This is a genomic window from Amycolatopsis sp. NPDC004747 (assembly GCF_053601335.1).
Genome location: NZ_JBSGBQ010000064.1, coordinates 1 through 19,418 on the forward strand (window position 1 = coordinate 1; position 19,418 = coordinate 19,418).

A 19,418-nucleotide genomic window follows, 5' to 3' on the forward strand; every position below is an offset into this window, starting at 1 on the left:
ACCCCCCGGATCATGGGTTCGACTGGGGGCGCAAGTCATGCCGGGCCTGGTGACCACAGCTCCTTGATCAGGAACTACGAAAACGGTAACGGGGGGGACGCACGCGGGCCACTCGTCGGCCACACGCCGGCGGCTGGCGGGCCGCACCCGAGCCACCCGTAGACCACACGCCGGCGGCTGGCCTGCCGCACCCGAGCGGCCCATCGGCGGCTGGCGGGCCGCACCCGAGCCACCCATCGGCAGCTGGTGCGCTGCACCCGGGCGGCCCGTCAGCTGCAGGTGGCCCGCACCCGAGCCACCCGTCGGCTGCACATCGGCGGCCCCAGAGCAGGACCCACCCTCCCGGGGGTCCATCCCGAGTCCAGCCTATCGAGCCTGCCCGACACAAAACCCGGAAAAGCCGCAGATCAGACACGGTGTCCACACCTCAGCCGAGTTGTGGACAACCAGAGAAGCCCCGCCCAGAAAGCCCGACCCCTCACCCACCGGGCGGCGCATAGAGCAACCGGTTGGCCGTCCCGTCCGGAACCCCCTTCAGCACATCCGGCGTCGCCGCGCGGATCACTGCCTCGTCCACCTGGGCCGGCGTCGCCTCCGGGTGCTGGGCCCGGTACAGCGCCGCCACGCCGGCCGCGAACGCCGCCGCCATCGACGTGCCCGATTCCGGGCTCGCTCCCGTTCCGCCCGCGATCGGGGACGGGATGTCCGAGCCCGGCGCGTACAGGTCCACGTCCTGCCCGGAGTTCGACGTCTTGTCCGGCCGGTCCTGGGCGTCGGAGGCCGCGACCGTCAGCGCCTCCGGCACCCGGCCCGGCGAGAAGCCGCTCGCGTCGGCCGTCTCGCTGCCGGCCGGCACCGCGATCGGGACCACCGTCGCCAGCCGCTTGACCGCCGCGTCGAGCTGGTCGTTCGGCACCCCGCCGATGCCGAGGACGGCGACCGCGGGCTGCTGCGCGTTCTGCGCGACCCAGTCGATCCCGGCGATGATCTTGTCGGTGGCCCCGCCGCCACCGGAGTCCAGCACGCGCACCGGCACGATCTGCGCTCCCTTCGCGACGCCGTACGCCTTGCCCGCGGCGATGCCGGCCAGGCGCGTGCCGTGGCCGTTCGTGTCCGTGGTGTCGGAGCCGCCGTCGAGGAAGTCGCGTCCGGGCGCGACGCGGCCCTGGAAGTCGGGGTGCGCCGCGTCGACGCCGCTGTCGATCACGTAGATCGTGACGCCCGAGGCGTCGCTCGCGTAGTGGTACGCGTGGTCGAGGCCGGTCCGCTGGTCGATCCGGTCCAGTCCCCAGCCGGGCGGATCGGGCTGCACGCCCCCGCTCGAGACCTGCCCGGCGAGCACGGCCACGGCCGCGAGAAGCATCCTCATGATCGTCGTGGTACCCCGGCGGTGCCCGGACGACAACTCAGGGCTGTCCCCCGTCCGGCTGATTCCGCCGGGCGAGGACCGCGGTGTCGATCGCCAGCAGCACGAGCGCCGTCACGGCGATCACCTGACCCGCGTACGTCAGTGACGAGTAGTCCACCAGCACGGCGAAGGTCGGCCCCAGGACCCCGGTCAGGCCGGCGATGCCCATGGCGAGCACCGCGCCGCCGACCGCACGCGGAATCAGCACCACGGCGACGACGGGAACGACGACCGCCAGCACCGCGCCGAACACGTAGTAGGCGGCGTTGCGGCCGGCGCTGTCGGCGTCGTAGGCGGACAGTTCCACGAGCTGCGCGATCCACCCGGCGCCGAGCAGCACGCCGAGCCCGATCGCCAGCCAGGCAGGCCACCCGCGCACCGGCCCGGCACGCAGGCCGACGGCGGGGCTCCGGCGCAGGGCCACCAGCGCGCACGCCCCGGCGAGCACCCACGCGACGTGCGCGAGGAGGAGGAAGGTGAACCCGGCGTTCAGCCCGGTGCCCGACGACCCGTCGCCGACGAACCGGACCAGCGTGATCCCGCTGCCCCGCCCGGCGGCCGTGGCCGCGGACAGGGTGACGCCCTCGCCGGCGAACCGCGCCAGCCCGAACAAGGCGGCCAGCCCCACGCCGGCCAGCAGGGCGGGTCCGGTCCGGGCCCTGGTCCGGGGCACGAGGGTCAGCACCCCGGCGAGGAGCGCGCAGGCGGCGACGAGCCCCACGTAGTACTCCATGCCGGGGCGGTAGCCGGCGAGGGTGTAGCTGTCCCAGCGGTACTTCAGCGGCAGCCCGACGACGGCGAACACCGAGCCGGCAACGGCGGCCACCCCGGCGAACCCGCCGACGGGATCGACGGAGCCCGGCCGGCCGCCCTGCCCGGCGGCCGCGGGGCGGGTCGCGGGCGGTTCGGAGGCTTGCGAGGGCCCGGCGCTCCCGGCAGCCACCGGCCGCCCACTCCCCGCACCGGACGGCTGGGTCTCGGCCTTCTCCGCAGCCACGGAGGCGGTCGGCGCGACTTCGCCCGCCGCAGGACGCGCCTGAGGCCCTGGCGCCACCGGCTGCTCAAGAGCGGGCGCCGCGACCGGCTTGGGCTCCTGCGCCGCCTCGGGCTCGGCCGGCGGCCCGGGCTCGCGCTCGTGCACCGCCTTGGACTCGGCCGGCGGGCCGGGCTCCTGCCCCGCGACCGGCAGCGGCCCGGGCTCGGACCCCACAACCGGCTCGACCGCCGCCGGCGCCTCGATCTCCACCGTCACCACGGCTTCCCCGGTCGGCCCGCTGACCACCACCGTCCCGCGCCGCACTCCCGCTTCCCCGGCCGTCGCCGAAAGCTCCGCCCCGCCGGGCACCTCCGTCACCCCGATCCACGGGTGCGAAGCCTCGAATCGCACCTCCCGCGCCACCGGCGGCCCCAGCACCCGCAGCACCGCCGAAGCCCGCGACCCCGCGGCAGCCGACAAGCGCACCGACGGAACGTCCACCCGGACCACCGCGAACGACAGCGCGTCCGAAGCCGCCGCCGCCACGTGCTCGATGTCGGTCGCGGCCATCGTCCGGAGCGCCTCGAACGCGCCCATCGCCACCGGCAGGTTCGAGCTCGACAGCCGGCGACGGAGCTCGGCGACCGCGCCGAGCCGGGTGAACGGGTTCTCCGCCCCGATCGCCGCCGCCAGGTCGGACGGCACCGGGGACGGCTTGATGCGCCGCCGCCTGCTCTTCGCCAGGTAAAGCTCGCCCTGCATCTCGATGTCGCGGCTCGGTGTCTGCTTGGGGTTGCGCTCGCGGACCCGGTCGAACAGGTACTCGTACAGCTCGCCCAGCGCGATCCAGCCGTCCTCGTCGCGGTCGGCTTCGCCCGTGCGCAGGCCCTCCACCAGCGCCGACGTGAACACCGACGGCTGGGCAGGCTCCCCCGCCGCCAGCGTCGCGCCCTCGAACGCGTACTCGATCGAGTTCGACGCCGTGATCACCGCGCGGCCCCGGCCGCCGCGGAAGCTGTCGAGCACGTTCGCGTCCCCCGAGGCCCGGACCGCCACACCCTGGCCGAACGCCCCTCCGTAACAACAGTCCAGCAGCAGGACGATGCTGCGCGAGCGGCTCTGCCGGATGCACTGCTGCACGAAGTCCGCGGGCACCGCCGTCGACCGCAGGCGGTCCGGCCGCGTGTTGCGGGCGGCGAAGTACAGCCCGCCCGAATCGTCCTTCAGGCCGTGGCACGAGAAGTGCATCAGGAGGACGTCGTCGGGCCTGCCCTCCACGCAGAGGTCCTCGATCTCCGCCTGCACCACGTGCGCGGTCTCGTTCCGCACGACGGAGACTTCGAAGTCGCTGATCGCCCGGTCGCCGAGCACCCCGGCCAGGGCGTCGGCGTCCGCCGCGGGCGAGCCCAGCCGCTGCAGCCCCGCGTTGTCGTACTCGCCGTTGGCGACGATCAGCGCCCGCCTCCGCCCGGCCATACCGGTAGGAAACGCCCATCCCGCACACTGCGGCAATCAGCCGAACGGGCGCACCTGTTCGGCGCTGCCCGCGAAAATCGTTTCCTGCTTCTCCAGGCAAACCACCGCGTCGAACGCCGCGGCGACGTCGACCGGCACAGTCATGTGCGCGTGCCGGACGCTCGACGCCGCCAGGCGCTCGACCACGCACGGCGCCCGCGAAGCCAGCATCGCCTCGACGCTGCCCTCCGCCGGCTCCGAGAGGGCCTGCTCGAACATCCGGAACCCCAGCGGGTACGCCGGGTCGGGCGCCAGCCCGGTCGTCGTCCCCGAGACGGCGGTCAAGGCCAGCGCGAAATAGCGCTCCCCCAGTTCCGCGGCCAGGTGCGTCCCGGCCGAGGGCGCCGTCATGCCCGGCATCGGCGAGAACGGCACCCGCTGCAGGTGTCCGTTGTGGATCATCAGCACGATCTTCTCGCCGGGGAACCGCCGCCGCAGCAGGCGCACGGTGGCCGCCATGTACGTGTCCCGCGACGAGCTCTGCGGCTCCGGCGCCCGGCCCGCCATGAGCGCGTCGAGCTCCCGCAGGTACAGGTCGACGCGCAACGCGCCCTCGGCGTCGTGCGCGGCTTCGGGCGCCAGTGACTCGACATGTCCTTTGAGGACTGTCAGGGCCGTCGTGGCCGCGTCCCGCGCCTCCACGCTCATCTCCTGGTACCGGCCCGGCGCGACCGCGCTGCTCACCGACGCGTACGGCTCGCAGGCCGCCAGCGCCGTGTCCACAAGGGACACATTGGCCGGATCCACCCGCGCCAGGACTTCGCGGACCGCCCGCAGCGCGGGCACCGGCGAACCCGCCGAACTCGGCACGTCCAGCCCGAAGAACCGGACGCCGCGGCCGCGCAGCCAGGTCAGCATCTCGTGCACCTCGGCCGAGTCGCCGAGGCCGAAGGTGAAGCCGTCCCGGGCGACGTCGGCGACCTCGCCCGGACCGCCCCGCAGCCACGCGTCGACCAGGTGTCCCTCGGCGAAGCCGCCCTCGAACCCGAGCACGGTGAACCCGCGCTCGGTGACCAGGTGGCGCAGGAGGCGGTCGCGCAGCGCGCCGAACTCGCGGACGTGATGGTTGTTCTCGCCGATGGCGACGACTTCGGCGTCGCCGATCAGCCCGGCGATCTCGGCAACGTCGACGGTTCCTGTCATACTGGAGACACTAACGCAACAGGAGTAGCAGTTGGCAACCGAGATTTCCGGGACCAAGCGGCCGGGCGGCCGCACCGAGCGGACCCGCCTCGCCGCGCTGAACGCCACCCTCGAGCTGCTCGGCGAACGCGGGTACGCGGAGCTGACGGTCGAGGCGGTCGCCGAGCGCTCCGGCGTGCACAAGACGACGCTGTACCGCCGCTGGGAGTCCGCCGAGGGCCTGGTCGCGGCCGCCTTGCTGATGGGCACCGAACAGGAGTGGGCGGCCCCGGACACCGGATCGCTCGAAGGCGACCTGCGCGGGATCAACCTCGAGCTGGTGCGCTACTTCACCACGCCGGGCGAGCGCGAGCTGCCGACGGCGTCGATCTCGGCCGCGTTCCTCTCCGCCCGCGCGGCGGCGGCCCTGCAGGAGTTCTACGTCGACCGCCACGCCCGCTCGGCCGCCGCCGTGCACCGGGCGATCGAGCGCGGCGAGGTCCCGCCCGGCACGGACGCCGTCGAGGTGGTCCGGGTGGCCTGCGGGCCGGTCTTCTACCGCCTGTTCGTCTCCCGGGAAGGCGTGACCCCCCAGGACGCCGGCGTCGCCGCGAAGGCCGCCGCGGCCGCCGCGAAGGCCGGGGTGTTCACGGCAGCCGGCGGCGGTACCGCATCTCCTCCAGCGTGACGCGCCCCTCGTCGATCGTCTCGGTCTGGCGGGCGTCGTCGTCCACCCAGCCCTGCCGCACGTAGAACGCCTTCGCCCGCTCGTTCGTCGCGAGCACCCACAGCACGGCGCTCTCGCCGGGCATCTCCGCGACGACCCGGTCGTGCAGCGCCCGGCCGAGGCCGCGCCCCCAGAACTCCGGCAGCAAGTACAGCGCGTACAGCTGCGAAGGCCCGAAGGCGGCGAAGCCCGCGACGACGCCGTCCTCCTCGGCGACCAGCACCTGCCCGGAACCGTCGCCGATGCGCCGGGCCCACGCCGCCGCGCGCGAGGAAGCCGAGAGCCGCGCGAGGAACCCAGCCGGGATCAGCCCCTCGTAAGCCGCCTGCCACGACCGCACGTGGACCTCGCCGATCGCCTCGGCGTCGGCGACCGTGGCCGGGCGGATCAACTCTTCTCCAGGTACTCCGCGCGGTCGACGTCGACGACGTCGGCGACCATCTGCGCCAGGCCCCGGTACTTCGCCAGCTCCGGGTCCTGCGTGACGAGCTCCTGCGCCAAGGCCCGCGAAGCGGCGATCACGTCCTCGTCCCGCAGCAGCGACAGCAGCTTCAGCGTGGACCGCTTCCCGGACTGCGCGGCGCCCAGGATGTCGCCTTCGCGGCGCAGCTCCAGGTCCAGTCGCGACAGCTCGAACCCGTCCGTCGTGGACTCGACCGCCGCCAGCCGCTCGCGCGTCGCCGTGCCGTCCAGGGTTTCGGTGACCAGCAGGCACAGCCCCGGCACGCTGCCCCGGCCGACGCGGCCGCGCAGCTGGTGCAGCTGGCTGACGCCGAACCGGTCGGCGTCCATGATCACCATCGCGGTCGCGTTCGGCACGTTCACGCCGACCTCGATCACCGTCGTGGCCACGAGAACGTCCAGCTGCCCCGAGGAGAACGCGCGCATCACGGCGTCCTTGTCGTCGGGCGGCATCCGGCCGTGCAGCACGCCGATCTTCAGGCCCTGCAGCGGCCCGTGCTCCAGCTCGGGGGCCACTTCGAGGACCGCGAGCGGCGGCCGCTTGTCGCTCTTGTCCGACGGCGGCTCGTCGCCGATCCGCGGGCAGACGACGTACGCCTGGTGCCCCTTGCCGACCTCCTCGCGCACGCGCTGCCAGATCCGCTCGAACCAGGCGGGCTTCTCGGCGACCGGCACGACCGTGGTCGCGATCGGCGACCGCCCGACCGGCATCTCGCGCAGCGCCGAGACCTCCAGGTCGCCGTACACGGTCATGGCCACCGTGCGCGGGATCGGCGTCGCGGTCATGACGAGCACGTGCGGGCTCGTGTCGCCGGCCCCGCGGGTGCGCAGCGCGTCCCGCTGCTCGACGCCGAAGCGGTGCTGCTCGTCGACGACGGCGAGGCCGAGGTCGGCGAACTCGACGTGGTCCTGGATCAGCGCGTGCGTGCCGACGACGATCCCGGCTTCGCCGCTGACGATCTCCAGCAGCGCCTTCTTGCGCTCCTTCGCGCCCATCGAGCCGGTGAGCAGCGTCACGCGCGTGGCGTTCTCCGCCGCGCCCAGCTCGCCCGCCTGGCCGAGGTCACCGAGCATTTCCCGCAGCGACCGCGCGTGCTGCGCGGCCAGGACCTCGGTCGGCGCCAGCATCGCGGCCTGCCGCCCGCTGTCGACGACCTGCAGCATCGCCCGCAGCGCGACGACCGTCTTGCCCGAGCCGACCTCGCCCTGCAGCAGCCGGTTCATCGGGTGCTCCGACGCCAGATCGGCGGCGATCTCGTCGCCGATGCCCCGCTGGCCCGCGGTGAGGTCGAACGGCAGCCGCTTGTCGAAGGCGTCCAGCAGACCGCCGCTGACGTGCGGGTTCGCCTTCGCCGGCCGCGAGATGGCCGAGTGGCGCCGCTGCGCGAAGATCAGCTGGACGGCCATGGCTTCGTCCCACTTCAGCCGCTTCTTCGACGCCTCCAGGTGCGCCCAGTTCTCCGGGCGGTGGATGCCGCGCAGCGCGTTGTCGAGGTCGGCCAGCTTGTGCAGCCGCCGCAGCTCGGCGGGCATCGGGTCGTCGTCGACCTCGAGGACGTCGAGGACCTGCCGCACGCACTTGGCGATCGACCAGGTCGGCATGCCCTGCGCCGCCGGGTACACCGGGATGATCGCGGCGAGGAAGTCGTCCATCGCCTCTTCGGCGCGGTCGGCCTCGAACAGCTCGTACTCGGGGTTGGTCAGCTGCAGCGTGTCGCGGAAGGCGGACACCTTGCCGGCGAACAGGCCGGTCTTGCCGGGGACGAGGTCCTTCTCCCGCCAGGTCTGATTGAAGAACGCGCAGGTCAGCCGGCGTTTCCCGTCGGTGATGACCATGTCGAGGATGGTCCCGTTGCGCGCCTTCATCCGCCGCTTGCTCACCTTTTCGATGCGCGCCAGCACGGTGGCGTGCTCGCCCAGCTCGAGGCCGTGGATGTCGGTGAGCTCACCGCGCTCGGCGTAGCGGCGCGGGTAGTGGCGCAGCAGGTCGCTGACCGTTTCGATGTCCAACGACGTGGCGAGCGCCTTCGCCGTCTTGGCGCCCAGCAGCAACGGCAGCTTGTCGCGCAGTCCGGCCATCCGCTATTCGACTCCCATCAGCAGCACGGCGTCCGCCTGGCCGCTGGCGTAGCTGGTCAGCTCCACCTCCGGGTGCTCCACCCGCAGCTGCTCGGCGAGCTCCCCGGCGACCCCCGGCGGGGCCGCCGCCCCGCTCAGCACCGTCACCAGCTCCCCGCCGAGCGCCAGCATCCGGTTCAGCACCTTCATCGCGGCCGCGACCAGGTTCGTCTCGGACGCGGGCGCGGGCTCGATCAGCACCACCTCGTCGTCGACCAGGCCGACCACGTCACCGGACTGGGCCCGGCCCACCCAGGTTAGCGACTCCTCCTGCGCGATCCGCAGTTCGCCACGCCTGGTCGCGGCGGCCGCTTCGGCCATCGCGACGACGTCGTCGTTGGTGCGGCGGCCGGCGTCGTGCACGGCGAGAGCGGCCAGCACCTGCACCGGCGACGCGCACGGGATGACCACGACGTCCCGGTCGGCGGCCATCGCGTGCCCGGCCGCGGTGTCGGCGGCGGCGGTGAGGGCGACGCTGCCCGGCAGCACGGTCACCTGCTGCCCGGCGGCCTCGTTGAGCAGGCCGATCATGTCCTCGACGCTCGGCGTCCCGCCCTCGGGCACGGCCAGCACCGGGATGCTTTCGGCGCGCAGCAGCTCGGCCAGCGCGCCCCCGTGGACGACGGCGACGACCGTGCGGTCGATCCCGCCACCGGGCTCGATCGGCGTCGGCGTGAGCAACGGCTCCACGCGGATCTTGCGCGGACGGCCCAGCGCGAGCCCGGCCTCGATGGCGCCGCCGATGTCGGCGCAGTGGACGTGCACGGCGTGGCTGCCCGAGCCGTCCCCGGCCACGGTGACGCTGTCCCCGAGGCCGCTCAGCTCCTTCTGCAGCGTCGGCAGGCTCGCCTCGTCGACGCCGTCCAGGAGGTACATGACCTCCCAGACGTAGGCCTCGGAGCTTTCGGTGTGCACGGTGTGCACGGTGTGCACCTCGAGGGCGTGTTCCTGCTCGACGGGGGCGCCGGTGAGCACGCCGACCAGCGCGTCCAGCACGGCGACCAGGCCGCGCGCCCCGGCGTCGACGACCCCGGCCCTGGCCAGCGCGGGCAGCTGCTCGGGCGTCTTCTCCAGGGCATGCGCCGCTGCCCGCGCCGCCTTGTGCGCGACCTCGGGCAGCGGGCCCGTGTCGCCGCGGACGGCGAGCGCGACGGCGTGCAGGACGGTCAGGATGGTCCCGGCGACCGGGCGGCTGACGGCGCCGGTGGCGGCCTCGTCGGCGTGCCCGAGTGCCGCGGCCAGCCACGCGCCGTCCAGCTCGCCTTCGGCGTGGTCCGCGAGCCCGCGCACGACCTGGGAGAGGATCACGCCGGAGTTGCCCTTCGCGGAGGTGACCGCGCCGCGCGCGAGGACCTTCAGCGCTTCGCCGGCGGTTTCCGGGGCCGCTTCGGAGAGCTCCCGGGCCGCGCCGGTCATCGTGAAGAGCATGTTGGAGCCGGTGTCGGAATCGGCGACGGGGTAGACGTTGATCTCGTCGATGGCCGGCCGCAGGCTCGCCAGGCTGCGCACACAACCCGCAGCCCAGGCCGACACCGCCGCCGTGTCCAGCACCCGCACCCCGTAACCTCCTACCCGGTCCCCGGGCAGCGTATCGACCCGGTGCCGGGGGCCCGGAACGCAGTAGTTACTATGGTCGAGTTGCCCAGTGCATCTGGGCTCATTTCTATGACCCAGATCCAAAGGAGTTCGACGTGGCTGCCGTGTGCGACGTCTGTGGCAAGGGACCGGGCTTCGGCAAGGCGGTCTCGCACTCCCACCGCCGTACCAACCGCCGGTGGAACCCGAACATCCAGACCGTCCACGCCAAGGTGGGGGTGTCCCAGCGCAAGCGCCTGAACGTGTGCACCTCCTGCATCAAGGCGGGCAAGGTCGTTCGCGGCTGACGCTGAGCGAAGTTTGGGATGGCGGGTGCTCACGAGAGCACCCGCCATTTTCATGTCCTACTTCAGAAAATCGGTCAGCAGGTCCTTGAGCGTTTCCGGGTACTGCAGCACCCCGTGGTCCTGCCCTTCGAGGGTCTCGTGACGGGCGCCCGGGATGGCCTCGGCGGCCGCGCGGGCTCCTGACTGCAGTGCGTCGTCGCTCGCGCCGCCGCCGATCACCAGCGTCGGGATCGCGATGCGGGCCAAGGAGGCCCGGGGGCGGGCGTCCGGGCCGCAGATCGTCAGGTCGTACGGCAGCGTGTGCGCCAGCGCCGTGAACCAGCCCCACACCGGGGCCTGCTTCATCCCCTCGATCATCTCCGCCGGGGTGCCCGCGACCTGCAGGAACGTCGCCACCGCGCCGTCGGAGTCCCCCGCCGACAGCCGGGCGCGCACCTCGCCCACCACGTCGGCCCGCGGGTGCTCGTCCGTCGCGTAAGGCGGCTCGTACGCCACCACCTTTTCGATCCCGATGCCCGCCGCGGCCGCTTCCAGGGCCAGGATCGCGCCCGAGGAGTGCCCGAACACCGACGCCGTGCCGCCCACCTGGGCGATCAGCGCCGCGATGTCCTCGATCTCCCGCTCGACGGCGTACTCCGGGGCGTCCCCGGAGTCGCCGCGCCCGCGGCGGTCGTAGTTGATCGCCGTGAAGTCGCCGGCCAGCACCTCGGCCAGGCCCACCGTGGTCGTGCGGTCGTTGAACGCGCCGCCGACCAGGATCACCGGCGGGCCGTCGCCGCGCTGTTCGAAGTGGATGGACGTGCCGTCGGCCGAGATGACGTTCATGGTTTCCTCCGGAAGGATTCGTTCACCCCTCGGTCGGAGCCGGCCCGCCGATCCGGACGCTCCGGCCTAGGGGAGTTTCCAGTCGACCGGCGCCGCACCCTGCTGCTCCAGCAGCTGGTTGGCCCGGCTGAACGGCCGGGACCCGAAGAAGCCGTTGTGCGCCGAGAGCGGGCTCGGGTGCGCGGACTCGATGCACGGGACGTCACCCAGCATCGGGCGCAGGTTGCGGGCGTTGCGGCCCCACAGGATCGCCACCATCGGCTCCGACCGGGCCGCGAGGGCCTTGATCGCCTGCTCGGTGACCTCTTCCCAGCCCTTGCCCTGGTGCGAGTTCGACTTCCCGGGCTGCACGGTCAGCGCCCTGTTGAGCAGCAGCACGCCCTGCTCGGCCCACGGCGTCAGGTCGCCGTTGGACGGCAGCGGGTGGCCGAGGTCGTCGACGTACTCCTTGTAGATGTTGACCAGGCTCTTCGGGATCGGCCGGACGTCGGGCGCCACCGAGAAGCTCAGGCCGACCGCGTGCCCCGGGGTCGGGTACGGGTCCTGGCCGACGATCAGCACGCGGACGTCGTGGAACGGCTGCTTGAACGCCCGCAGCACGTGCTCACCCGCCGGCAGGTAGGTGCGGCCCGCGGCGATCTCCGCGCGGAGGAACTCCCCCATCGCGGCGACCTGCGGCGCCACCGGTTCGAGGGCTTTCGCCCAGCCTGCCTCGACGATGTCCTGCAGCGGTCGTGCGGTCACGGCGCGCAAGCCTACCGGGCGTGGCCGGCGTCACCCGAGCGGGTCGAGCCGCCGCAACTCGGTCCGGAACCGCTTGCCGCGCTCGACGTAGGAATCGACGACCAACGCGATGTTGTCCGCGCCGAACGACTTGTTCTCGCGGGTCTTCGCGGGCACGCCCAGTGCGATCTCCCCGGTCTTCACGTGGGAGCCGTACGACAGCACCGCGCCCGCGCCGACCATGCCGCCGTCCTCGATCACCGAGCCGTTCAGCACCACCGAGCCCGACGCGATGAGGCAGCCGGTGCCGATCGTTGCGCCCTCGACGTGCACCGCGTGCCCGATCGCCGACGACGGCCCGAGGATCGTCGGGTGCCGCGAGGTGCAGTGCAGGACGCAGCCGTCCTGCACGTTCGAACGCTCGCCGATCTCGATGTAGCCGTGGTCGCCGCGCAGCACCGTCTGCGGCCACACCGACGCGTGCGCGCCGATCCGGACGTCGCCGATCACCGTCGCGTCGGGATGGACGTAGGCGTCCGGGTGGATCGTCGGTTCGAGCGAACCGAGTGCGTAGATCGGCATGCCGCCTCCGGGTGACCGCGGTTTCACTTCCGGTGCGATTGGATCACGCCATCGCCGTGAAGCCGAAAACCAGCCCGCTCGTGCTCCTCCTCGTCGTGCTGACGTGGCTGCTGAGCCTGCCCGTCGCGGCCCCGGCGGCGGCGAACGGCCTGGCCGGCACCCCGCCGATGGGCTGGAACAGCTGGAACCAGGTCCGCTGCCACGACCTCACCGAGGACGTCGTCCGGAAGGCCGCCGACGGGCTCGCCGACACCGGCCTGCGTGACGCGGGTTACCAGTACGTCGTGGTCGACGACTGCTGGCAGGCAGCAGGCCGGGCCGCCGACGGCTCGCTGCGGGCGGACCCCGGGCGGTTCCCGCACGGCATCGCCGACCTCGCCGACTACGTCCACTCCCGCGGCCTGCTGTTCGGCATCTACGCCGTGCCCGGCAGCCGGACCTGCGCCATGACCAACGACGCCTACCCCGCGTCCGGCATCGGCTCGCTCGGGCACGAGCGCCAGGACGCCGAGACGTTCGACCGCTGGGGCGTCGACTACCTCAAGTACGACTGGTGCTACGCCGACACCGTGGACGGCCTCGACCGGAAGGCCGCGTTCGAGAAGATGCGCGACGAGCTGGCCGCGCTGCCCCGGCCGATCGTCTACGCGATCTCCGAGTACGGCGTCTCCCGCCCGTGGACCTGGGCGCGGCCGGTGGCGAACCTGTGGCGCACCACCTACGACCTGGTTCCGACCTGGGAATCCGTGCTCGCGACGATCGACCGGCAAGCCGGTGTCGCCACCCACAGCGGCTCCCCCGGCGGCTGGAACGACCCGGACATGCTGCAGGTCGGCAACGGCACGCTGACCGCCGACGAGTCGCGCGCGCACTTCAGCGTCTGGGCCGTGCTCAACGCGCCGCTGTTCGCCGGCACCGACCCGGCGAAGCTGGGCGGCACCGACCTCGCGACGCTCGGCAACGCCGAAGCGATCGCCGTCGACCAGGACTTCGCGGGCAGCCAGGGACGGCAGCTCGACGCCGGTCCCACCTGGCAGGTGTGGGGAAAACCGTTGAGCGGCGGCGGTTTCGCGGTGGTGCTGCTGAACACCGGCAGCACCACCGCGACCGTCTCCGCCGCGATCCCCGGTGTGTGGAACGTCCGCGACCTCTGGGCCCACCGGGAAGCGGGCACAGCCGCCGGCTCCGTTTCCTCGACCCTGCGACCCCACGCGGCGGCCCTGCTGAAGCTCACACCGAGGTGAGGTCCTTGCCGAAGCAGCGGCTTTCCGGCTCGTTCTTGTAGACGCCGAAGTGCGGGATCTCGGCGTAGCCCGACGACGTGTAGAGCGCGATCGCTTCCGGCTGCTTGGTCCCGGTCTCCAGGACCGCGCGCTTGCGGCCGCACAGCGCCGCCGTGCGCTCCAGCTCGGACAGGATCATCCGCGCGAACCCGCGGCCGCGGGCGGAATCGGCGACGTACATCCGCTTGAACTCGGCGTCGCCGTCCTGGAAGTCGGGCTCGGGCCCGTCGTGGGCGCGCCACGCCCCGCAGGCGACCGCCTCCTCGCCCTGGTAGCCGACGAGGAACACGCCCTGCGGCGGGTCGAAGTCCGCGGGGCTCATCGGGGTGGCGTCCTCGCTGCCGTAGCGCTCGACGTACACCTGCTGCACCGAAGCCATGAGCTTGGCCGCGTCAGGGTGGTCGTAGGGAACTGGAACGATTCTCACGCTTCCGGAGCCTAGATCAGCGCCAGTGCGTCCACCCGCCTTCTCGCGAAAACGGTTTCCCGTCGACGGTGATCCCGGAGCCGGCCATGGTGACGACGCCGATGGTGCGCCAGCCGTCCGGGAGCTCGGTGAACGGCGGGAAGGTGGCCGCCAGCGCGTGGTCCTCGCCGCCGGTGAGCACCCAGTCCAGCGGATCCGCGCCGAGGGCGGCGCCGACCTCGGTGAGCCGGGCGGGGACGTCGAGGTCGGCGGTGCGGACGTCGATGCCGACGTCGGAGGCCTCGCCGATGTGGCCGAGGTCGGCGAGCAGGCCGTCGGAGACGTCGATCATCGCCGTGGCCCCGGCGAGCGCGGCCCGCGGGCCGGCTTCGTAGGGCGGTTCCGGGCAGCGCTGGGCGTTGACCACGCCGACCGGCGACCGGAAGCCGCGGCCGAGCACGGCCAGGCCGGCCGCGGCCCAGCCGAGCCGCCCGTTCACCGCGACGACGTCGCCGGGCCGGGCGCCCGAGCGCGTCACCGGCTCGCGGTCGCCGAGGTCGCCGAGCGCCGTGACACTGATCACGAGCTGGTCGGCGCGGACCATGTCGCCGCCGGAGACGCCGATGCCGGCGCGTTCGGCCTCGGCCCACATGCCGTCGGTGAGCCCCTTCACGACGTCGCTGGGTGTCTCGGGCGGGCAGGCGAGTCCGACCAGGACGGTGGTCGGGCTGGCGCCCATGGCGGCGATGTCGGCCAGGTTGACCGCGACGGCCTTGCGCCCGACGTGCTCGGGCGTCGACCAGTCGAGGCGGAAGTGGACACCCTGGACGAGCACGTCGGTGCTGGCGACCACCCGGCCGTCCGGGGCGGCGACGACGGCGGCGTCGTCGCCCGGGCCGAGCAGCGTGCCCGGGGGCTGGCGCCGTCCTTCGGTGACGGCTCGGATGAGCGCGAACTCGCCGGTCTCGGCGACCGTTCCGTCGTTCGGTGACACCGGTCACCTCTGCTTTCTCTACCGGGACAAAGATCGATCACCGATAGTCGGATGCCCTATGTTTTTCCGTGAGCTGGCGATACGTTGCTGGTGACGTTCCTACCTTGAGGAACAAGATCCCGACGAAAGGGCGCGCCGTGGTCCACGCATACATCCTCATCCAGACCGAGGTCGGCAAGGCGGCCGCGGTGGCTGCCGAGATCTCCAGCATCCCGGGTGTGACCAGCTCGGAGGATGTCACCGGACCGTACGACGTGATCGTCCGCGCGGCCGCCGACAACGTCGACCAGCTGGGCCAGCTCGTGGTCGCGAAGGTGCAGAACGTGGAGGGCATCACGCGGACGCTGACCTGCCCGGTCGTGCACCTCTGAGCGGAGCCGTTCCCGGGGCCCCGGGACCCGCCGAACCGGCGGCAGTGGTGTAGTGGTCCGGTGCCTGATTCCGACACCGGAGCGCCGCCCCGGGTGGTGCTCGTCACCGCGGCCGCGCTCGCCGTGGCGCTGGCGGTCGCCGTCGCCGTGTTCGCCCTGACCAAGGGCGCCGAGCAGCCCGCCGCCGGGCCGCTGCCGCTGGTCCCGGTCCCCGCGCCCGAGTCGGGGTCGCCGGGCTGCACCACGCTGCTGGGCGCGGTCCCGGCGGAGCTGACGTCGAACGGCAAGCAGCTGAAGGTGCGCGAGCTGGCCGCCCCGGCCCCGCCCGCCACGGTCGCCTGGGGCACCGAAGACCCGCTGGTCCTGCGCTGCGGCCTGAACCGGCCGCCGGAGCTGACCCCGACGGCCCAGCTGCGGCTGGTCAACGGCGTGCAGTGGCTGCAGGTGCCCGGTGACGGCACGTCGACGTGGTACGTGGTGGACCGCGAGGTCTACGCGGCGCTGACCGTGCCGGACAGCGCCGGAACGGGCCCGCTGCAGGAGATCTCGGACACCGTGGCCGCGAAACTGCCCGCGCGTCCGCTGCGCTTTTCCTAGCGGAGACCGGTTCCGCGGGCGAGCGCCGTCTCGACGAGGGTGGTCAGCAGCGTGGCGTAGTCCATGCCGGTGACCTCCCACATCTTCGGGTAGGCGGACTTCGTCGTGAAGCCCGGCATGGTGTTGACCTCGTTGATGATCAACTCGTGGTCCTCGGTGACGAAGAAGTCGACGCGGGCGAGGCCCTGGCAGTCCAGCGCCCGGAAGGCTTCGACGGCCATCGCGCGGAGCTTCTCGGTGAGGGCGTCGTCGAGCTTGGCCGGGATGTCGAGTTCGGCGTCGTCGCCCAGGTACTTGGTTTCGAAGTCGTACCAGGCGTTTTCGTCTTCGGACAGCACCCGGATCTCGGCGGGCAGCGAGGCCTCGACGTGGCCGTCGGGGAATTCGAGGACCCCGCACTCCACTTCGCGGCCGACGACGGCGGCCTCCACGAGCACCTTCGGATCGGTCGCGCGGGCGAGTGCGATGGCGGCGTCGAGCTCGGCCCAGTCCGCCACGCGCGAAATGCCGACGGAGGAGCCGGCCCGGGACGGCTTGACGAAGACGGGCAGCCCGAGCTCGGCCTTCGCCTGTTCGTCCAAAGTAGACTGCCCGCGCCCGAGGGCGGAGTAGGTCCCGACCGGAAGCCCTTCGGCGGCGAGCAGTTTCTTGGCGGTTTCCTTGTCCATGGCGGCGGCGCTGGCGAGCACGCCGGGCCCGACGTAGGGGATGCCGGCGAGTTCCAGGAGGCCCTGGATGGTGCCGTCTTCGCCGAAGGCGCCGTGCAGGACGGGGAAGACGACGTCGACCCGGGACAGCAGTTCGCTTTCCCGCCCGGGTTGCACGGCCACCAGCCCTTGGCTGGAGGGGTCCCCGGCGAGGACGAGCCCCTTGCCGTCGTCGACGGAGGGCAGTTCCCGGCCGCGGATGGCGAGCTGGGCGGAGTCCCCGGTGCCGAGCACCCAGCGGCCTTCCCGGGTGATCCCGACGGGCACGGCCTCGAACCGCTCCGGGTCGAGGTGCCCGAGGACGCTCCCGGCGGACAGGCACGAGATGGTGTGCTCGCTGCTGCGCCCGCCGAACACGACCGCCACCCGGATCTTCTCGCTCATGGTGAGCCACCGTACCCGGTGACCTCGCGGAACAGCCGAGCCCCGTGCGCCGGGTGGGACGCGGTGGGCGGCGAACGCAACGGGTGACGGGGGTGGCACGTCCGGTACATCGAGGCCGGATTGGGCCCGCGCCGGGCCGGTCGTGCTTCAGCGTGGTTCCACGGACCCGGGGAAGCCGGCCAGCCCTCGCTCGGCCAGGCGGGCGGCACGACGGACTTCGCGGGTGACGGTGCCGATCGCGGCCGTTGCCGGGTGGCCGGGCCGCAGGTGGGTCCGCAGGGCGCGGAACTGGACCCGCCACAGGCCGAGGAGGGTGGCCGCGGCGATCTGCGGTTCGGGATCGCCGGGTCGCAGCCCGGTCCGGGCGGCGAGCACTTCGGCGGCGACGTCGACGAACCGGTCGGCGGTGTCGCTCTGGTACGCCCGCAGCGAGGGGGTGTCGCGGATCAGGTCGCCGAACTTCCGGTACTGCGCCAGCGCGCGGTCGGGCTCCGGGTCGGCGGCAAGGTTCGCGGCGAGACCGTGCAGTTCCTGGTCGAGGACCGCCAGCATCGCGGCGACCGGGGGAAGCGCCGGGTTCGCCAGGTGCGTGCGCAGCGCGTCGGCGGTCGCTTCCAGCCGGTCCAGGAGCAGTGCCTCCTTGCTCGGGAAGTAGTTGAAGACGGTCTTCTCGGACACCCCGCACGCCCTGCCGACGTCGGCGACCCGGACGGCGTCGAAGCCGTGCTCGACGAACATCCGCGTGGCGGTGTCGGACAGCTGCCGGCGCATCGCGCGCTTCTTGCGCTCACGCAGGCCCTCGACGACCGGACGGCCGGTGGTCCCCATGCGACCATCCTACTTCAGTCACGCAAAAAGTTCTGCTACTGTATATTTACAGTCACCGAAGTTTGAGGAGCCGCCATGTCCGAGATCCACATCGTTCGCGACTACCCGCACTCGCCCGTGAAGGTCTGGCGGGCGATGACCGACCCGGACCTGATCCCGCACTGGACCTCGACCGGGAAAGGGGCGCGCGCCGAGGGGTTCCAGCCCGTGGTCGGCAACCGCTTCCGGTTCGTCGCCAAGCCGATGCCCTTCTGGCGCGGCATCGTCGACTGCGAGGTCCTGGAGGTCCGCGAGCGGGAACTGCTGCGCTACACGTGGGTCGGCGAGGAGGGCGAGACACCCAGCCAGGTCCTCTACCGGCTGGAGCCCACGCCGGCGGGAACCCGCTTCACCTACCACCACACCGGGTTCACCGGAGTCGGCGGGTTCGCCATGGCCAAGCTGCTCGGCTCGATCCGGACCAAGATGCTCACCGTCGGCGTGCCCGCCCTGCTCGCCGAGCTGGACGAGACCGGCGCGCTGCGCCGGGACCAGCCCCGATGAACCTCCCCGCGCAGACATTCGCCCTCGTCGCGGCGCTGACGCACCTGTGGATCTTCACGATGGAAAGCGTCCGCTTCACCCACCCCGCCGTCCACGCGATGTTCGAGGTGCGCGCGGCGGACCTCGCGGCGGTCCGCCCCTGGGCGTTCCACCAGGGGTGTTACAACGCTCTCCTGGCGCTGCAGGTGCTCGCCGGTTTGACCGCGGTGCACACGGGCGCCGTCGCCGGCGGCCAGGCGCTCGTCCTGGCCGCCACCGCGTCGATGCTCGCGGCGGGCACGGCCCTGATCGCCTTCGACCCCCGCCGGGCGCGGATCAAGGGGCTGATCGGGCAGGGGGCACCTGCCCTGGGGACGCTCATCGCGCTCATGGCTTGAGCCGGCCCCGCGCGCCGGGCCTTGGGGCGGGCGCCGGGCCCTGGGGCGGGCGCCGGGCCCTGGGTTGGGGCGCCGGGCCTTGGGGCGGGCGCCGGACCTCGATGCAGGGCGCCGGGCCTTGGGGTGGGGCGCCGGCCAGCGACACACCGGCCGGCACGACCCGCCCTCCCTTGGGGGACCCCCGCCTCATTGAGCGTATCCGGGCAGCCCGACGAAAAGCCGCGAAACCGAAGCCCGCGGGACCACTTGTCCCCATCACGGCCGGATTGTGGACAACAGGGTCGTGGGCGGCAAACTCTCAGCGGGACAAGGGTTTCAGCGCGACAAGGACCTGGCGCACCAGCGCAGCAAACCCCGGTCAGCAACTACTGGACGAGTGATGTGTAAGTCCGGTTGGCGAGGGTGCTTCGTCGTTGCGGACCCGCAGCCGGCAACGGAAGCCGACCACGACGTCACCAGACCTCCCTGCTCTGCCGCGGCTTGGAAGAAAAGAATGTCCTCGCCGGACGGGCAATACCGCTAAGTTAGGGGTGTCCAGGCGGGGCTGGGCTGTGACACGCGCTGCGCGTATCCGTTGTCTGAGTGGA

At 72.6% G+C, this 19,418-nt stretch carries 20 protein-coding genes; 7 read left to right on the forward strand and 13 right to left on the reverse strand.

Going from position 1 to position 19,418, the window contains the following annotated elements; genetic code table 11:
• Nucleotides 1–478: 478 nt before the first annotated feature.
• From ACWEGE_RS46415 to ACWEGE_RS46425, 3 genes are read right to left on the reverse strand one after another with little or no spacing between them, the layout of a single operon-like run.
• Nucleotides 479–1,363 (reverse strand): S8 family peptidase, encoded by an 885-nt coding sequence (locus ACWEGE_RS46415; protein WP_449666933.1) that lies wholly within the window; start codon nucleotides 1,361–1,363, stop codon nucleotides 479–481.
• Nucleotides 1,364–1,406: 43 nt separating this feature from the next.
• A complete protein-coding gene (locus ACWEGE_RS46420; RefSeq protein ID WP_449666916.1) occupies nucleotides 1,407–3,860 on the reverse strand; it encodes a caspase, EACC1-associated type in 2,454 nt (817 codons plus the stop codon).
• 36 nt (nucleotides 3,861–3,896) lie between these two features.
• Nucleotides 3,897–5,042: an erythromycin esterase family protein gene (locus ACWEGE_RS46425; RefSeq protein WP_449666917.1), complete on the reverse strand. Its 1,146-nt coding sequence runs from the start codon at nucleotides 5,040–5,042 to the stop codon at nucleotides 3,897–3,899.
• 31 nt (nucleotides 5,043–5,073) lie between these two features.
• On the opposite strand from ACWEGE_RS46425, the gene ACWEGE_RS46430 reads away from it, so the two are divergent.
• Nucleotides 5,074–5,709 carry a TetR/AcrR family transcriptional regulator gene (locus ACWEGE_RS46430; RefSeq protein WP_449666918.1) on the forward strand — a complete coding sequence of 212 codons (636 nt, stop codon included), beginning with the start codon at nucleotides 5,074–5,076 and terminating at the stop codon, nucleotides 5,707–5,709.
• Here the strand turns inward: ACWEGE_RS46430 and ACWEGE_RS46435 are convergent.
• From ACWEGE_RS46435 to ACWEGE_RS46445, 3 genes are read right to left on the reverse strand one after another with little or no spacing between them, the layout of a single operon-like run.
• Nucleotides 5,669–6,139: an N-acetyltransferase family protein gene (locus tag ACWEGE_RS46435; RefSeq protein WP_449666919.1), complete on the reverse strand. Its 471-nt coding sequence runs from the start codon at nucleotides 6,137–6,139 to the stop codon at nucleotides 5,669–5,671. The genes ACWEGE_RS46430 and ACWEGE_RS46435 overlap by 41 nt on opposite strands.
• On the reverse strand, nucleotides 6,136–8,289 hold the full coding sequence (gene recG, locus ACWEGE_RS46440) for an ATP-dependent DNA helicase RecG (RefSeq protein WP_449666920.1): 2,154 nt from the start codon (nucleotides 8,287–8,289) through the stop codon (nucleotides 6,136–6,138). Before recG ends, ACWEGE_RS46435 begins: the two co-directional genes overlap by 4 nt.
• A 3-nt stretch (nucleotides 8,290–8,292) precedes the next feature.
• Nucleotides 8,293–9,885 (reverse strand): DAK2 domain-containing protein, encoded by a 1,593-nt coding sequence (locus tag ACWEGE_RS46445; RefSeq protein ID WP_449666921.1) that lies wholly within the window; start codon nucleotides 9,883–9,885, stop codon nucleotides 8,293–8,295.
• Nucleotides 9,886–10,019: 134 nt separating this feature from the next.
• Between ACWEGE_RS46445 and rpmB the strand changes: the two genes are divergently transcribed.
• Nucleotides 10,020–10,211: a 50S ribosomal protein L28 gene (rpmB, locus tag ACWEGE_RS46450; RefSeq protein WP_176172341.1), complete on the forward strand. Its 192-nt coding sequence runs from the start codon at nucleotides 10,020–10,022 to the stop codon at nucleotides 10,209–10,211.
• A 57-nt stretch (nucleotides 10,212–10,268) separates the two neighbouring features.
• On the opposite strand, the gene ACWEGE_RS46455 is transcribed toward rpmB, so the two are convergent.
• From ACWEGE_RS46455 to ACWEGE_RS46465, 3 genes are all read right to left on the reverse strand, one after another.
• The gene (locus ACWEGE_RS46455) at nucleotides 10,269–11,036 is read right to left on the reverse strand and encodes an alpha/beta fold hydrolase (RefSeq protein WP_449666922.1); all 768 of its coding nucleotides are present in this window, start codon (nucleotides 11,034–11,036) and stop codon (nucleotides 10,269–10,271) included.
• A 66-nt stretch (nucleotides 11,037–11,102) separates the two neighbouring features.
• Nucleotides 11,103–11,780 carry a uracil-DNA glycosylase gene (locus ACWEGE_RS46460; RefSeq protein WP_449666923.1) on the reverse strand — a complete coding sequence of 226 codons (678 nt, stop codon included), beginning with the start codon at nucleotides 11,778–11,780 and terminating at the stop codon, nucleotides 11,103–11,105.
• A gap of 30 nt (nucleotides 11,781–11,810) precedes the next feature.
• Complete coding sequence (locus ACWEGE_RS46465) at nucleotides 11,811–12,341, reverse strand: gamma carbonic anhydrase family protein (protein WP_449666924.1); 531 nt, start codon at nucleotides 12,339–12,341, stop codon at nucleotides 11,811–11,813.
• 56 nt (nucleotides 12,342–12,397) lie between these two features.
• Here ACWEGE_RS46465 and ACWEGE_RS46470 point away from each other — a divergent pair, with 56 nt between their 5' ends.
• Nucleotides 12,398–13,585, forward strand: a complete 1,188-nt coding sequence (locus tag ACWEGE_RS46470) for a glycoside hydrolase family 27 protein (RefSeq protein WP_449666925.1) — start codon at nucleotides 12,398–12,400, stop codon at nucleotides 13,583–13,585.
• Here ACWEGE_RS46470 and ACWEGE_RS46475 read toward each other — a convergent pair.
• Nucleotides 13,572–14,051 (reverse strand): GNAT family N-acetyltransferase, encoded by a 480-nt coding sequence (locus tag ACWEGE_RS46475; protein WP_449666926.1) that lies wholly within the window; start codon nucleotides 14,049–14,051, stop codon nucleotides 13,572–13,574. The genes ACWEGE_RS46470 and ACWEGE_RS46475 overlap by 14 nt on opposite strands.
• A gap of 16 nt (nucleotides 14,052–14,067) precedes the next feature.
• Complete coding sequence (locus ACWEGE_RS46480) at nucleotides 14,068–15,024, reverse strand: thiamine-phosphate kinase (protein WP_449666927.1); 957 nt, start codon at nucleotides 15,022–15,024, stop codon at nucleotides 14,068–14,070.
• Nucleotides 15,025–15,161: 137 nt separating this feature from the next.
• On the opposite strand from ACWEGE_RS46480, the gene ACWEGE_RS46485 reads away from it, so the two are divergent.
• Complete coding sequence (locus tag ACWEGE_RS46485) at nucleotides 15,162–15,395, forward strand: Lrp/AsnC family transcriptional regulator (protein WP_003091994.1); 234 nt, start codon at nucleotides 15,162–15,164, stop codon at nucleotides 15,393–15,395.
• Between the two features lie 60 nt (nucleotides 15,396–15,455).
• On the forward strand, nucleotides 15,456–15,992 hold the full coding sequence (locus tag ACWEGE_RS46490) for a DUF3515 domain-containing protein (protein ID WP_449666928.1): 537 nt from the start codon (nucleotides 15,456–15,458) through the stop codon (nucleotides 15,990–15,992).
• Here ACWEGE_RS46490 and ACWEGE_RS46495 read toward each other — a convergent pair.
• Together ACWEGE_RS46495 and ACWEGE_RS46500 are read right to left on the reverse strand one after the other, a co-directional pair.
• On the reverse strand, nucleotides 15,989–17,083 hold the full coding sequence (locus ACWEGE_RS46495; RefSeq protein WP_449666929.1) for a D-alanine--D-alanine ligase family protein: 1,095 nt from the start codon (nucleotides 17,081–17,083) through the stop codon (nucleotides 15,989–15,991). The two genes, ACWEGE_RS46490 and ACWEGE_RS46495, sit on opposite strands and share 4 nt — an antisense overlap.
• A 147-nt stretch (nucleotides 17,084–17,230) precedes the next feature.
• The gene (locus ACWEGE_RS46500; RefSeq protein WP_449666930.1) at nucleotides 17,231–17,911 is read right to left on the reverse strand and encodes a TetR family transcriptional regulator; all 681 of its coding nucleotides are present in this window, start codon (nucleotides 17,909–17,911) and stop codon (nucleotides 17,231–17,233) included.
• A 75-nt stretch (nucleotides 17,912–17,986) separates the two neighbouring features.
• On the opposite strand from ACWEGE_RS46500, the gene ACWEGE_RS46505 reads away from it, so the two are divergent.
• Together ACWEGE_RS46505 and ACWEGE_RS46510 are read left to right on the forward strand one after the other, a co-directional pair.
• Nucleotides 17,987–18,454 carry an SRPBCC family protein gene (locus tag ACWEGE_RS46505; protein ID WP_449666931.1) on the forward strand — a complete coding sequence of 156 codons (468 nt, stop codon included), beginning with the start codon at nucleotides 17,987–17,989 and terminating at the stop codon, nucleotides 18,452–18,454.
• Nucleotides 18,451–18,831 carry a DUF1304 domain-containing protein gene (locus ACWEGE_RS46510; RefSeq protein WP_449666932.1) on the forward strand — a complete coding sequence of 127 codons (381 nt, stop codon included), beginning with the start codon at nucleotides 18,451–18,453 and terminating at the stop codon, nucleotides 18,829–18,831. The genes ACWEGE_RS46505 and ACWEGE_RS46510 overlap by 4 nt, the downstream gene beginning before the upstream one ends.
• Nucleotides 18,832–19,418: the final 587 nt, after the last annotated feature.